We start from the raw sequence: 15070 nt of genomic DNA on the forward strand, positions 1-15070 counted from the left end.
CAAGGCGCTATTGAAATCAGCTAAACTTGGCTGAAATTTCAACTTTACCAACGCCGGAAGAAAGATATGATGAACCGTTTCCATATGAAATATGGCATTTGTCCGCGCAATGGAGGATCGGCTTGACTTGGAAGACTTTGACTAAGACGGCGGAGACCATTAGCTGAGAGCCCGGATAAGGCGCCTCGGAAGGTGAGATGAAGGGATATCGGTATCCATATGCCAAAGGTCGGAATTCGAGACGTTGCCAAGCTGGCGGGGGTTTCTACCGGGACCGTTTCAAGGGTTTTGAATGATCATCCTTCCGTGACGGAGGAATTGAGGGCGCGGGTCAGAGGCATTATCGAGCAGCTCGGCTATATGCCAGACCCATCTGCCAGAAGCATGCGCAGCAAGGTCAGTCGTCTCATCGGCATCGTCATTCCCGACCTGACCAACCCCTTCTTTTCGGAACTTGTGCAATCCGCAGAGCAGGCGGCGGCAAGGCATGGCTATAACATCATCGTCATGACCTCCTTCGATCATGCAGCCAAGGAGGCGGATCGGATCGGCCAGCTGACAAGCCGGAAGGTGGATGGCATCATTCTTGTTCCAAGCAATGATTTTCATACGCTCAAGCTGCCGAAGGGGCTACCGATCGTCATCGTCGACCGCCTCCTGCCGGGCTACTCCGGCATCGCAGCCGATCATCGAAGCGGCATGCGTCTCGGAGTCGAGCATCTCGTAAAGCTCGGCCATCGCCGTATCGGTTTCATTTCAGGTCCCAAGGACTCGGTTCCCGCTAACGATCGTCTCAAGGGCTATCTCGATGCAATGGAGCTGGTCAGCGATGGCGAGGAGAGTGCGACGCCGCTGATCGCAGAAGCCGCTTTCGACTATGAAAGCGGACGGTCTGCCGGAAACTATCTTCTCGCACGCGCACGCCACGAGCGCCCAACCGCCATATTCGCCAGCTCCGACCAACAGGCGATCGGCTGCATGAGGGCAGCTCATGATTTGGGAATTCCAATCCCGGCGGCCCTTTCCATCGTCGGCTTTGACGGCATTCCGCTTGCAAGCATGACAATCCCACGTCTGACCACCGTGAAGCAGCCAATTCAGGACATAGCGGCTGCGGCGGTCGCTGTTTTATTAAGCAAGCAGGGTGCCCCCGAGCTCGGCAAACCACTCTTGTTGCCTTGCGAGATTTCCGAGGGGGAAACAACCTCTTCACCGCAGCCGGATTGAAATCGGTTGATGTCGGTGACCTAGCAGGCGCTACACCGCATATCGACTGCATATATTGCTCGCCACATGTATCTGTAGCAATATCCGAACTACTGCCGTCGGAACTGCCATGCCGACATGTAGCTTTATACCGCTCAAATACCGAGCGTATTAAGCCAGTCGCCGAAAGTGGATGTTTCCGTCATCTGCGGTAGATGATCGACCTTGCATTCGCCTGTATGCCTGCGGACTTCGCTTGGGCTATAGCCGAATTCGTGTGTGAAGGCCCGGCTGAAGTTAGCGGCTGATTCAAAGCCGAGATTACCGGCTATATCTGCAATTTTCTGACCGTTGCTCAAGTCGGCAAGTGCTGCGCGTGCAGCCAGAAGTCTTCGTCTTCTCACGTAGTTCAACACACCGCCCGATGTCTGGAACAGTCCATAAAGCCGAGTTCGGGAGATTGCCAATTCACGACTCAATGCTTCAGGGGTTAGGTCCGCCGATCCGAGATTGTTCTGAATAAAGCGACGAGCTTTCGTCATAAGGCCGATCTCGGAGCTGCGATCGCCGCTCGTATGGCCGTTCACCAGCGGTGCGACACTGTGAAATATCATTTCCTGCAGTTGGTTGCGTACACTATGCAGGTCGTCTTTTGTCAAACGGTCGAGGTTTGCTTCAAGAAAAGCAATGTAGTCCGCCAGCAACTTGACGCGCTCACCCCCCAGGACGATGTTGTTGCTTGCTCCAGGCAGTCCGCCGTGATCGGCAAATAGATCGCGAGGCAGGATGAGGGAGACAGATTGCGCGCTTATGGTGCGGCCGTAAAACGGGCAGCCAAGTGCCCGGATTTCCATCATGCCAGGCTCGTTTTCGACCACATGTCCGTTGACGCTGGTCCATGTTCTGCCAGTGCGCAGAAAGGTGATCTGCCAATGATCTATGGCGCTGAAGCGTACTTTTTCTGCAGGGCGCTCATAACGGAAAGCCGGCGTTTGCTGCTGAACGAGAAGTGCCCCTTCCAGATTCCATACGATTTGGCTCGCAGCAAAACCAGCATCGGCCTCGGCGCTTTCGGGAAGGTAAGCATCGATCAAGGGCGCCATATGCTGCCGCCAAGCCTGAAATTGCAGGTTGGGAGCCTCATTGGATGTGGAAAACGGCAGCGACACGAGTACCGGCAGGTCTGTGGCGTTGCCGCAAAGGGGAGCTTCGGAAATGCGGGGCCAGCGGCGCCTTTCGGCAAGGGTCGGTTGTTCGGAGCTGGTCTCCGTTTTATCCCAAATCATCATAATAGCCTTTCGACGAAACATTCCAACTCGACTGGCGGTTCCCGTGTTGTTCCGGCAACGGGCGGGTGAAAGGGAGTGATGGGCGGCCAAAATAGATCGCGCGTGGATAGTATAGATCTTGCATATCCAAGATCTTTCCCCTTCGTCGCAAAACAGCCCGAATTTCAGTCCATCCGAGCGTCCGCCGGTTGGCGGACTGACTGAAGGGACGTGATTGGATCACGTCTTGAGAAAATGATTCTGCCCTGCGATGCGCCTTGGCCAGCGAACCAAAGAAGTCTGTGGATGTATGAGTCAAGGCTCTGTGCATCCATCGAATATCGCGCCAAGCTATATTCATTGCAGGCAGCATTGTTGCAGTTCCCCGCCGGAAGGCTGTAGGGAAATTAAGCAGATTTCGTTAATATTTTCAAGATATTTATAGAAGTTGCTTAAATATTTTCAGCTGAAATACACGAGTGAAACTTGCAAAGGAGAGTAAACTTATGAGTTTTTGGAAGAACTCTTATAATCTGACTACTGGCAATCGAAAAATTGCTATTTCCGTACCTGTAATACTTGCGATTGCATTTTCAGCAGGAATGGCTGCAAACGCAAATGCGGCCGAGAATCTGCATGTAAAAAACAAGACGGTTCAGCTGTATATGAAGAAGTATCAAAAGAACGACGTCGTCTTTTACAGTGGAAGGTCGCTTGCCAAGACCACTTCGATGTCCGCTGAGGACTACTTCAAGGGCTCTCCCTACATCTGTACGCCAAGCGGATTTGGAAGAACGTCGCATTGCTACAATCGCGGCGCGTTCTAAGGTGAGCCAGCGACTGTCGCGCTGTGCGCGCGGCAAAGAATAGGGGCATTCTCTGGATGGCGGTTCTACGGAACAAGTGGGGACGCGTGCCGCCCGCTATCCAAGAAAAAGCCCCTATGTGAGTATTCGACTTCAACCGGGCAGATGACTGCGAACATAATCGCCCCGTCGTAGTTTCAGAACTTCGTCATCATGTTTGATCGGATTATGACGGAACACATACCATTTTCCGCCTGATGCTCGTTTCTGATAGATGATCCCAGCCTTCTCGCGATGCAGGAAGCAGGACACATTGGATGCTGCACTTTTCTTGCTGTGCCAGACAGCGCTCATGCAGAGTCTACCGCGATCGGTCGCATACCAGGTACCCTTTGCATATGATTTTCGAGCGCCCGTGTGCGACCAGGCCGTAAATCGGCGGTGATGGCGGGAGAAGAAGCCGGCCCCGTCTTTCCATATCCAGGAGCGCCCCGCGTAGAGCTTTTTGAGCTCCCTCGCACTCATCGGCATGGCTTGGTGGGCCGCATGCGCCGTCATTCGATCGATATGACGATGCGTCGCCGCGTTCGCGGTGCCGGCCAGCAGCATCGCGAACATGGCATTCAGGATGATGAAACGGAACCAGGACATATACTTATCCTCCACCTTTCATCGCGGTCAGTTCAGCAGGGGCGGTGTGGCGACCCGCCAGTCCGGCCTGCCCAGACCGTCCGGCCAGGGGTAGACTTCACGATCGTTGAAATAGACCACCGATTGCAGGTCGGGGAATTCGGAGTGCGGCTTGTTGGCTTCCTCGGCCCATGCGTGAACGTAGGCCTCGTTGCCCTGGTAGCCCAATTCCGCGATCACGATCGGCTTCTTGAAGCGCTTCACACGGTCATAGCCGGGTTTGGTCGCTTCCACGAAGGTCGAATCCCGCCCGAGCTTGCGCAGATCGAACGGTTGGTAACCGAACACCGACAATCCGACGACGTCGACGAATGAATCGCCGGGATAGTAGGCCTCGAGCCCATCCTTGCCCATCGGCGACCACATGTACTTTGCCGTGGGAAGGCTCTTGCGGCAAACGTTGATCGCGTGCCGATAGGCTTTCACATAGTCGTCCGCCTTCCAGTAGGCCCAAGTGAACTGTCCGTTCTTCTCGTCCATTTCATGAGCCCAGCGAATGGTGACGGGCGCTTTGAGCTTGGCGGCCGCCGAGCAGATCGCCGTCATGTTGGAATCGTAGTGACCCGCCAGAATTCCACTAAGGAGATCGGTTGGCGTGACCCGCCAGTTGCGGGCCCATGACCACGGCTCGATCGTGATCAGCAGCGAGCGCCCGCGCTTGCGGGCATATTCGTCTGCCGTGCTCAGCGTCGACAGATCGACATCTTCCCAAGGCAGGAAGAGGTGCTCGATCTTTGGATTGGGGTCATTGGAAAAATCCCCATTAGGATCATAGGCACCCCCCGGCAGCGATTGGGGAGTAATGATCGGCCTCTTGTCATTGAAGAGCGGCCGGATCTCGGCCCTTGCATCCAAGCTGTTGTTGGCAGCATATATGCCACCGCAGAGGGCGCCAGCCGCAAGCAAAGCCGTCGTTAGTTTCGATAGGGTTTTCATCGCATTGCCTCCTTCCTCTATTCGGTCTTGCGGACGGTTAAAGAGGTCTTCAAGGCCTCCAGTCGTTGTGAGACCAGATCATCGGCGATGAGGTTTGTCGCCTCATCGGTTTTCTCGGTAATGGGATGGCGAAACACAATCCATGCTCCGCCAGTCTCGCGTTTCTGATAGATCGTTCCATCGAAGATGCGATGGACGAAGCAGGTCTTGGCCGGAAACTGGCCGTTTGCGGCATGCCAGGTTGCCTCCAGACACAGCCGGCCGGTGTCTGTTATAGCCCAGCGGCCTTCAGCCCAGGATTGTCCACCGGTTCCGTCGACCCAGGCTGAGAACCGACGATCGGTATTCTGCATTCGGCCGGCGCCATCGGGCCAGCGCCAGCTCTTGTCGTGATAGAGCATGTAGAGTTCAGCCGCCGTCATGGGCCTCGCGCCGTCCGGCACCTTGGTGGTGGTCGCGGCTACGGTCGCATTGCTCGCCGTCGTAAGCCCAAGAAGGATCACGCATGCCAGCGATGCTGCGGCGAGGAGGGAGGTCTGTTTCCTTGATGGTTTCATATTATTTCTCCCGTGTTCGTGATTGGCGAGCCTTTGGCGCTGCTGCCCTTAGGGCTCGCTGCCGGTTTCGCCGTCCGGCAATGTCTCGCAGGTTACCCTGCGTGCTTGCCGACTTACCTATGGTGCAGATGCGAGCGCCGATGCGACGGGCATGGCTTCGTTCCGCCAGCGCGCTGAGATCCTGCTCGGTTTCCATAACAGCCATCTTCATCTGCGTTCCGCCATAGTGTCCCTGTATGAAATTCAATCGCCCGTGTCGCTCACGTGCCAGTGCGGATTGAGCACCATTCTGTGCAGTCCGCGACCGCCAATTCCAGCACCTGCCACCGAAAAGCGAGTATCGAACAATACGTAGCCGTCGGTGTCCCAAATCAATGATTGTGCTCCGGCGCGGCCATGCTCCATGATGCCGAAAAACGGCAGGGCGGTCAGAGCAATCAGACCACTGGCGAGCGCCGGCCGGTAAAAGCGCCTGCTCGTGCTGAGCGTATTTTCACGCGCATGCTGAACGATGATGACCAGCAGCAGTAAAGTGTAGATGGTGGCATTCATCGTCGCGAAGATATAGAAACCGCTGCTCTCTTCCGCGGCACTGACAAATAGAACCGGCAGGATGGAGGCAAAAGAGAGCGTGGCATAGGGTGCAAGAACTCTGAATGGCAGAGGATCGACGTCCGATGTACCCTTCGGAGTGACGCGGAAATCCACGAATGTTCCAGTCGTCCAATCGCGAATGGCAGCGAGAGAACCCATAAGCGCCCATGGCCAGCGGGCAAACAGGAACAACGTCATCTCCCAGCTCAGAATACTCGCATCGACTGGTCTGAACGTATGCGTGCTGCGCCAGCGATAGGCGAACAGGATCAGCAGAATGGACTGCGGCACGAAATGCAGCAAAAAGTCAGGATATGACACATCGACGAAGGTCTTTCCTCTAGTAAGCGCAATGATCGGCATGATGAACATCAGCGCCATGAAGAGAGAAAAGAGGGAATACCAGAGCTGCGAAAACAGGAACTGCATTCTGAGGCGTAGCGGCAGCCGTTTGATCAAGCTCGGCGAATATTGCAGCAGGATCATCATGAGGCTGCGCGACCATTGAAACTCCTGGGTGATGAGATCGGTGAAAGTGCGCGGACCGTCGCCATGAGCAATGGCATCGAGCGCGTGAATGCCGCGCCAGCCATACGCATTCATCATCAGTGTGGTGGAGTGGTCTTCCGCCAGTTCTGGCCCCAGCCCGCCAATGCTCTTGAGCGCCTTGGTGCGGACGGCATAGTGCGAGCCGATGCAAAGTGGCGACAGCCCATGATTGAACCCGGTCTGAAGCGATCCATGCATGCTGGCTTCCGCATAGAGGCGACCGCGAGCCGCCCAGCTCTCATGGGCATTCTGGTCGCAAATGCTCGGCGCGGACACATAGCCGACTGCCGGGTCGGCAAAGGGCCGAAGCATCTGGAAAAGATAGCCTTGTTCGGGCACATGGTCGGCATCGAGCTGCACGACGAAATCATAGCCTTCATAGCCATAGTGATCGTAGAAGAAGGCAAGGTTGCCTTCCTTGCAGCGGGTGCGCCGCGGCCATGTCTGGCGGTGATAATCGTCCCGCCCCTTCCGGGTGGATATCTGGACGCCGTATTTGCTGCACCAATCCCGCGTCGAGGGCGACGGATCTTCATCTGCCAGCCAGGTGTCGTGGGTCACCTCCTGCGCCAGCATGGCATCCAACGTGCGGGCCACCACCGAAAAGGGCTCCGATGGCGCTTTGGTCACCACCATCGCGATGCGGCTGCCGGCAGGAAGCCGTAATTCCCCTGTCGGCTTTTCGGCGCGGAAGAAGACGATGATGAAATAGGCTGGAATGATCGTCACCCAGGCGAGCACCAGGGTCACCAATATCGACCCGAGAGCGTCGACATGGTGCGCGGGTGCGAGCCACCAGCTCCAGAAATAGCCGAGTGCCGCAAGCCACAACGCGGCGTAAACCATATATTCCGCGCGCTTGCGACCTTGCAGCACCGGCGTCATCAACGCCCGGTCCTTCATTACTTGAGCTCGTGTCCGGATCGATGTCATCCTCGCATCTCCAGTCCGAAGAAGGGAGCTGCGGTCCGGATGATCGTTTCGATGTCCGAATGCAAAGCGTGGAAGCCAAGCTTCTCGGCAGCAAGATCCGAAGCGGCATAAAGAGCAGGCGGATCGCCCGGCCGCCGCCTGTGCATGGCGACAGGAACCTGGCGACCGCAAACGCGCTCGATCGCGCCGACGATCTCCTTGATCGACGTGCCGTGGCCGCTTCCCAGATTGACGGCGAGATTGTTTCCGCCGGCCAGCAGATATTCGACCGCCAGGACATGCGCCTTGGCAAGATCCAGCACATGGATATAGTCGCGCACACACGTGCCGTCCGGCGTGTCGTAATCGTCGCCGTAGACTTCCAAGGTTTCGGTCGTGCCGGCCGCCGCCAGCAATGCGCGGGGAATGAGATGTGTTTCGGGGTCATGCCATTCGCCGAGTTCCTGTTCCGGATCGGCGCCGGAGGCGTTGAAGTAACGCAGCGCCACATAGGAAAGGCCATAGGCTGCCGAATAGTCGGCCAGCATATGTTCGGCAATCAGCTTGGTTCTGCCGTAGGGATTTATCGGCTGAGGCGTCTCGCATTCGCGGATGGGCAGATGCGCGGGAATTCCGTAGATTGCGCAGCTCGATGAAAAGATCAGCTTATCCGCCTCCGTGCGGCGGCATGCTTCCAGAACCGACAGCGTGCCACTGACATTGTTGGCATAATATTTAGCAGGATTTTCGACGGACTCGCCGACATAGGCGGAGGCGGCGAAATGGATGATTGCAGCAGGTCTATGCTCCTCCATTGTCTCGGCAAGATGGGATGTGTCGAGAATATCTCCTTCCACGAAGGGTCCCCAGCGCACGGAGGTCAGATGGCCCGTCGAGAGGTTGTCATAGACGACCGGCTCGAAGCCTTGTCGATGCAGGAGCTTCGCGGTGTGGCTGCCGATGAAGCCGGCGCCACCCACGACGAGTATTTTTTGCTTGCCCATCACGCAACCTCGAAAAGCTCGCTGCTCGTACGTACCAACTGACGTTCGAAGTACGCGATGGTGGACTTCAATCCATCCGTCAGGGCGACGGACGGTTCCCATCCCAGTTCGCGTTTCGCGATGGTGATATCGGGCCGGCGCTGGCGGGGATCGTCGACCGGCAGGGGTTTATGGATTATCTTCGACTTGGAGCCGGTAATCGCGATGACCTGTTCGGCAAGATCGCGCACGGTAAACTCCGCCGGATTGCCGAGATTGACGGGCGTATGGATCGTCGTTTGGTCGGCCATCAGGCGAATGAAGCCCTCGATCAGGTCGGCGACATAGCAGAAGGAGCGCGTCTGAGAGCCGTCGCCATAGACGGTAATATCCTCACCCTTCAGCGCCTGTACGATGAAATTGGAAACAACGCGGCCGTCGTCGGGGCGCATGCGCGGTCCATAGGTGTTGAAGATGCGCGCAATCCTGATGTCGACGCCATGACGGGCGTGAAAGTCACGGAAAAGCGTTTCAGCGGAGCGTTTGCCTTCATCGTAGCACGAGCGAGGGCCGAAGGAATTGACGTTACCCCAATAGTTTTCCGGCTGCGGATGCACGTGGGGGTCGCCATAGATTTCCGAGGTCGAGGCCTGGAAAATGCGCGCTTGATGATATGTGGCAAGCTCCAGCAAGTTGAGCGCGCCGAAAACACATGTTTTCATCGTACGGATCGGATCGGCCTGATAATGCGGCGGAGATGCCGGGCAGGCCAGATTGTAGATTTCGTCGACGGGCAGATCGAGCGATGAGATGACGTCGTGGCGGATGAAACTGAACGTCTCGTAACGAAGGAGATGCCAGAGATTGTCCATCCGTCCGGTTGAAAAATCATCCACACATATGACTTCATGACCATCCTGTAGAAGTCGGTCGCAAAGATGTGACCCAAGGAACCCTGCGCCGCCCGCAACGAGGATGGTACGTCTCTTTGTATTGTTTAGCGATATACTTGTAGATTTGAACGCTATGCCCATCAAACCCTCCCGGTAAATTAGACGCGCAGCCGAGTATTCAGGAAAAAGCAATGCCTTTTCCCTTGTGCAAGGCTTTTACAACAAGGAATTATTGCTACAATTTACGGTTATATTTTACCGATAATTAATAATTCTGTCATTATCACGGAATGCAGAAGCTTTGCATTCTGTACATTTTTATGACACGGAAAATAAGTGCGAAGATTAACTAACGTGCCGCGCGCTTACCATTAAGATGTTATTTTAACTGATATTTACTGAATAATTTTCCAGCAGCTTCGATTTGTTATACTTATTTGTGTAGACGAAGAAGCCGAGAGATGTAAGGTGGAACTAACCGAGGTTCGTCGACTAATAGACCCACGCGTTATTTCGTGTCACGACGATGCCTCGTCGCAGCGACTATTCGCGTTCAAGCGTTGGGACGCTTGGCGACGGGCACTTGATCGCTAAAGCGCGTTGCGATCTTTGAGGTTCGCCATGTCGCGCTTCAGTCTTTGATTTCAGCATGTCATCGTAGCAAAATCGTCGCGCAGTTTTGTGCGGCATGGGCTAGGTCAGGCGCAAATCCAGGCGCGGATGCAGTTTTTTCAAGTTCGGTAATGATTTCATCTGCCAGGGAATTTGCGAGGAGCCGCACACTGTGAGGTGAATATTCGGATGCTTGCGTGCTTCTATAGTCAGTTTGGCAAGCAGGTTGATGCCCGAAGAATTCAAGAACTGCAGACCGGTCAGATCGAAAGTCGCTTTGCCTCCGCTCCCATGAAGAACTGACCTGGCCAGATCGTAGACCGGTGCATAGGCATCGGGACCAGCCAGGCGCATCGTGCCGTCAAAATAAAGGGTGCTGCCTTCGGACCAGACGCGGAATGCTTCTTCCTTGATTTCCATAAAGGGCCTCTCGCGGGTTCACGCCGATGCAATCGCCATGGCGGCATAGGTTTGGAGCTTGATCCGCTTTTGCGGGCCATTCTCATCGAAATGCCAGGCCAATTGAACCTGGTAGTCGCTCATCAATGTCAACAGTCCTAGCCCGGACGCATCGTCGCCGGCAAGAACGCTTGCTTCGATCTGTTCTATGAGGAGATCGCCGGGATCGCCAGCGGTAACTCTCAATAATAATTGTTGAAATCGCGCCATAGCTTCGCGGTCGATCAAATTCACGATCCGCATCCGGAAATAATGGCCATCCCTCAATGCCTCGATGAGGATCTCGCCCGAGGCGCGGAATTTGATCGAATTTTCGATAAGCTCGTTGGTCAGGTAACCGATGTCGTGCCGCACCGTCTTGTATTGGCGCTCGGAAGAACGGAAACCGAGCGCTATCGTCTCCGCGATAAAGTCGGATGTCATGGCCGAATGGCGCCATGCCAGATGCAGCGGTCCGTCGAATAGTCGTATGCGAAGAGCATTGGTGGCGTCGAACGAAACCAGACGTTCCTCGCCGAAAATTGCTGTCGTCATTTCCTCACCTGTGCCGCATCACCACAAGGGTAATATCGTCATGGATCTTGTGGGTTCCGATGTAAGTCATCAAATCGTCGAGTATGCCCTCGACGACTTCTTCCGCAGTCCCGCCATGCAGGCGGCGGGCATCCTCCAAAAGCCTGTCGAAGCCAAACAGCTCGCCCTTCGAATTCTCCGCTTCCGTGACGCCGTCCGTATGCAGCACAACCATGTCGCCCTTTTCGAAGGGCACTTGCCGCGTATCGATAAAGGGAGCGATATCAGGCTCGAGACCGACCGGAAGGCCGAGATCGCCCGTATCTATCCGCTCCACCTTGCCGTCCTGGCGAATGATGATCATGTCTTCGTGCTGACCGGATATCGTCAATCTCTCGCCGTCGTAGTCGAGGAACGACAAGGTAATATGCTTGTCGGTCCGGGTCCGTTCGATGTTCTTGAAGATCGTCCGATTGAGATCGGTCAAGAATTTTGCCGGGTCCATCTCACCCGCCTCCTGCAGGGCGCGGGCAATCGACTGGACCATCAGCATCAGCACACCGCTTTCCAGCCCATGGCCGGTCACGTCGCCGATGCCGATTTTCAGGTTGTTTCCGTTCTGCAGAACATCATAGTAGTCGCCGCCGACTTCATCGGCCGGGCGCATGTAGGCGGCGATCTCCAGATTGTTGATTGCCGTGAGTTCCTTGGCCCGCGGCAGGACCATGAGCTGGATCTGCCTGGCGACGTTGAGTTCCGCACCCAGCCGCAGGTTTTCGTTCTTCAATTGGCTGTTGAGGGTTGAGATCTCTTCCTTGGCCGCCTCGATCTCGCTGGTCCGGTCCGAAACGAGCTTTTCAAGGTTTTCGGTGTGGAAGCTGATATCCTCCGCCATCCTGTTGAAAGCGATACCGGCATCCCCAACTTCATCCCTGGTCGAAATATCGACCCTAACCGAATAATCCTTCGCCTGTATGCGCTTTGCGGCACTCGCCAGCGCGCTGATGCCACTGGTGACGCGTTTCGAGGCCGCAAAGACCGCCGCGGTGACGATCATCAGAGACACGAGAACGGCCATGATCTGATAGAGCAGAATGCGGTTGGTCGCCCGCGATATTTCATCCTTGGCAGCGATGAGCGAGGCGTAGATCTCGCGCTCGGGCACCACGATTCCGAGCGACATGACCTCGTTCTTGACCGGTCCGTCCACCCAGAGATTGGTCGGGCGCAATTGCTTGACGACCGCGAGATAGGGAACGTCCTCTCCCTGTTCGCGGAGGCTGATGTGCTGGATCACGCCGTCGGCGTCGAGCGGTAGCTTGGTAATGGCCGTTTGCGTGCTGTTGCGCAACGATCGGTCGAGGCCGGTAACCCCCTTGGCGGCGGCATCGTTGGCGGCGCGCAAGCCGATGACCTTTTCCCCTACGGGATTGATTGCGACCACATTCCCATTCGACATGGCGAGAAAGCCGAAGCCGGTTTGAGCGACTTTCACATGTTCCACGATCTCGGCAAGCTGCGTGAGTGTAATATCTGCGCCGGCCGCACCGGCCACCTGATGTCTATCGGGCGTCCAGAGCGGATGGAAAAAGCTGACGATCAGCTTGCCGGTGATAGCGTCGGTATAGGGAGCCGTCTGGGTAATGTAATCGGCAACGGGGCGGGATGAGGGGTTGGAGGCCCATTGCTGCCAGGATTCGTATAGGCCTGGAAAGAAGAATGTCCAAAAATCGGAGCTGTTGTGGCCGGGATAGAGCCGGTCAAAGGTCTGCGCCTGCGTCGTATAGGGAGCAGTCCGGAAAATCGGACGCTCCCTCGGGCCGATATAGTACATCTGCAGCTTCGATGCGCCGTTGTGCAACAGGGAAGGAGCAACCAGATCGAGCACCGCGCTCCATTCTATGTCTGCCTGCACCTGGGGCAGGGGATGATGATCCTTATCAAGCAGGTAACCCCAGACGCTGACGACCGAGGGTGTGCCGGGCAGGTTTTGTGACCACTGGCCGGCTTGGTCGTAGGTCACTGTTACAGCGCCTGGAGACGCTCTGCTCATGGCAGCACCGACATCGACACTCCGCGCCGGATTGTCGATCTGTCCCTGCAGCACGCCTGCCAGCGCCTTCACATCGGAATGGACCTGGTCGATCAGCAAACCGACCTCTGCGGCAGTCGAATCCGCATAGGAGCCGATATAATCCTGGCTCGCTTTCTCAAGACCTTGTCCCACTTCCGTCGTGGCGTTGCGCGATAGGCGCTGGACGTTCCATAAGGCAAGGCCGCCGCTGACGAGCAGGTCGAAGAGAACGGCTCCGCCGACGACGAGGAGAAACTTGGCGCGAAATGAGCGCAGTCCGAGCCGTTGCTTGGCGATTGGCGCGTCCGTCATAGCGGTTTCTGTCCCGAAGAAGCCCAGATCGGCCAGCCGGCATAGCCTCTTGGGTGGAGCGCGGCAAAAATATGATCGGCGAAACCTTGCTTGAATCGCTCGATAAATGCGGCCGAATCCCCTCTTTTGACCGCCATTTCATCGGCATAGACATTCTGCCATGCCGTGATGATGTCAGCGAAATCCTGGGGATCGCCATCGAGATTCGTGACCATGAAGCTTTCCATGCGCACATCCTTGAAGCCGGCATCCAGTAGCATGCGGCGGCCTTTGGGACCCATTTCGACATCCATATCGAAATGCGCGAACAGTTTCGCGACCTCGTTATAGGTCCATTGAATGCTTTCGGCTCTGGGCTCGCCAAGACAATGGGAGTTCTTCTCGTTGGTGATGTAGACCCTGCCGCCTGGCTTGCATATGCGATAGAGTTCGCGAAGCAAAACATCCGGGCGGTCGAAGATCTGCAACGAGTGCCTGCAGGTCACGAAATCGAACTGGTCGCTCTCGAACAGCATCTGGGATGCATCGCCGTAGGTATATTCGATGTCGTGGACATTGAAGTCCTCCGCCACCTTGCGGGCATATTCCAGGCTGGGGATCGAATGGTCGAGGGCAACGATCCGCGCGGGTTTGAAATCCTTCCACAGCAGCATGGCGAAATCGCCGATGCCGCAGCAGATGTCGGCGATATGCAAACCTTCTCGAAGGCCGTGCCGCGGCAATATCTCGCGCTCGTGCCGCCAAGTCATCTTCGTCTGGGTTCGCAGGATCGGGATGAAGCTCTGATTCTCCACGAATGTCTGCCCGGGATAGAAGGCGGAATCATAGATCTCGACGACGATGTTGGGTGACAGATCGCTCAAATGGCGAAACAGTCGCGATGCCCATGCAACGACGCTGGAAGCTACGACCGTTAGTTTGAGATCCGGCCTCGATCGCGTGGCATCGAGCAGGACACGCGTCAGGGCACGGAACGCCGTATTGTTCATGTGGATGACGCGTTTCAGATTGACGTAGCAGACGCCGTTCACCGTTTCGATGCCGTTGCGCAGCAGGGCGAGATCATCGGCAAGCTCGGCAACTGAATGTGGTCTCAGAACTCCGGATAGGGAGAATTCTTGATTGTTGGCATCGAATTGCGCTGTGAAACGGCCAGAGGAGCGGTTGTTCAATTGAGTAGCCTTTCGAGCGCGAGGTCCACCACGAAAGTCGTTGTTCCCTTATCCCGAACGGACAGCTCGATGTTGGCATCGTAATTGACGGCAAGGCCGAGAAGGATCGCCTGCTCGGCACGCGCGGTGTCATCGGTGATGACATCGAGATAGTTTGCGAGCGCCTGGCCGCTTCCAATGCGCTGGACGATGGTTTCATATAAATTGCGCTGCTCGGCCGAGCAGGGAAAGGCCAGTTCGATCCGTTCGATCGAGCCATTCCGGTAGACGCGAAAGGTAAGGGTGCCGCCGCTTTCTCTTGTGTGGAACGACATTTCGAAAAGCTCGTTCAAGGCTGCCGAAAGCAGGTTCGCATGACGGATGGGATCGTGCCGATCGTGGCTGACCATGCGAGCCACGTAAGCGGCACATTGATCGCAATTCGACCAGTCTGCCACAAGGGTCGCCATCTCCATTTCCAGTTCAAGCAATGGCTCGAAAGCCGCGTCCACCTGCACCCGCATGGTATCCTCTAGAGAAATTCCCGAATGAAAT

General features: G+C 56.0%; 14 protein-coding genes. 2 read left to right on the forward strand and 12 right to left on the reverse strand.

What is annotated here, in order from left to right:
- The first annotated feature begins 219 nt into the window (after window positions 1-219).
- Entirely contained in the window at window positions 220-1227 is a 1008-nt protein-coding gene (locus AC13RE_RS25590) for a LacI family DNA-binding transcriptional regulator (RefSeq protein WP_488565016.1), read from the forward strand.
- Between the two features lie 134 nt (window positions 1228-1361).
- Here AC13RE_RS25590 and AC13RE_RS25595 read toward each other — a convergent pair whose 3' ends face one another.
- On the reverse strand, window positions 1362-2492 hold the full coding sequence (locus AC13RE_RS25595) for a helix-turn-helix domain-containing protein (RefSeq protein ID WP_488565069.1): 1131 nt from the start codon (window positions 2490-2492) through the stop codon (window positions 1362-1364).
- Window positions 2493-2980: 488 nt separating this feature from the next.
- On the opposite strand from AC13RE_RS25595, the gene AC13RE_RS25600 reads away from it, so the two are divergent.
- Window positions 2981-3301, forward strand: coding sequence for a hypothetical protein (locus AC13RE_RS25600; RefSeq protein WP_132720370.1), 321 nt, complete (start codon window positions 2981-2983; stop codon window positions 3299-3301).
- 132 nt (window positions 3302-3433) lie between these two features.
- Here AC13RE_RS25600 and AC13RE_RS25605 read toward each other — a convergent pair whose 3' ends face one another.
- The 11 genes from AC13RE_RS25605 to AC13RE_RS25655 all read right to left on the reverse strand — a co-directional run bounded on the left by AC13RE_RS25605 (window position 3434) and on the right by AC13RE_RS25655 (window position 15039).
- Window positions 3434-3931, reverse strand: a complete 498-nt coding sequence (locus AC13RE_RS25605) for a DUF995 domain-containing protein (protein WP_488565017.1) — start codon at window positions 3929-3931, stop codon at window positions 3434-3436.
- Window positions 3932-3958: 27 nt separating this feature from the next.
- Entirely contained in the window at window positions 3959-4906 is a 948-nt protein-coding gene (locus AC13RE_RS25610) for a glycoside hydrolase family 26 protein (RefSeq protein WP_488565018.1), read from the reverse strand.
- Window positions 4907-4923: 17 nt separating this feature from the next.
- Window positions 4924-5463 (reverse strand): DUF995 domain-containing protein, encoded by a 540-nt coding sequence (locus AC13RE_RS25615; protein WP_488565019.1) that lies wholly within the window; start codon window positions 5461-5463, stop codon window positions 4924-4926.
- A gap of 243 nt (window positions 5464-5706) precedes the next feature.
- A complete protein-coding gene (locus AC13RE_RS25620; protein ID WP_488565020.1) occupies window positions 5707-7539 on the reverse strand; it encodes a glycosyltransferase family 2 protein in 1833 nt (610 codons plus the stop codon).
- A complete protein-coding gene (gene galE, locus AC13RE_RS25625; RefSeq protein ID WP_488565021.1) occupies window positions 7536-8522 on the reverse strand; it encodes a UDP-glucose 4-epimerase GalE in 987 nt (328 codons plus the stop codon). Before galE ends, AC13RE_RS25620 begins: the two co-directional genes overlap by 4 nt.
- Entirely contained in the window at window positions 8522-9535 is a 1014-nt protein-coding gene (locus AC13RE_RS25630) for a UDP-glucuronic acid decarboxylase family protein (protein ID WP_488565022.1), read from the reverse strand. The genes galE and AC13RE_RS25630 overlap by 1 nt, the downstream gene beginning before the upstream one ends.
- Window positions 9536-10087: 552 nt before the next feature.
- Window positions 10088-10426, reverse strand: a complete 339-nt coding sequence (locus tag AC13RE_RS25635; protein WP_015343796.1) for a slr1659 superfamily regulator — start codon at window positions 10424-10426, stop codon at window positions 10088-10090.
- Between the two features lie 18 nt (window positions 10427-10444).
- The gene (locus AC13RE_RS25640; RefSeq protein ID WP_132720377.1) at window positions 10445-10999 is read right to left on the reverse strand and encodes a slr1658 superfamily regulator; all 555 of its coding nucleotides are present in this window, start codon (window positions 10997-10999) and stop codon (window positions 10445-10447) included.
- Window positions 11000-11003: 4 nt separating this feature from the next.
- Complete coding sequence (locus AC13RE_RS25645; RefSeq protein WP_488565023.1) at window positions 11004-13364, reverse strand: SpoIIE family protein phosphatase; 2361 nt, start codon at window positions 13362-13364, stop codon at window positions 11004-11006.
- Window positions 13361-14536, reverse strand: a complete 1176-nt coding sequence (locus AC13RE_RS25650; RefSeq protein ID WP_488565024.1) for a methyltransferase domain-containing protein — start codon at window positions 14534-14536, stop codon at window positions 13361-13363. The genes AC13RE_RS25645 and AC13RE_RS25650 overlap by 4 nt, the downstream gene beginning before the upstream one ends.
- Entirely contained in the window at window positions 14533-15039 is a 507-nt protein-coding gene (locus AC13RE_RS25655) for a ubiquinone biosynthesis methyltransferase UbiE (RefSeq protein WP_488482086.1), read from the reverse strand. Before AC13RE_RS25655 ends, AC13RE_RS25650 begins: the two co-directional genes overlap by 4 nt.
- Window positions 15040-15070: the final 31 nt, after the last annotated feature.

This window comes from Martinezella sp. CNPSo 3959 (genome assembly GCF_057784355.1).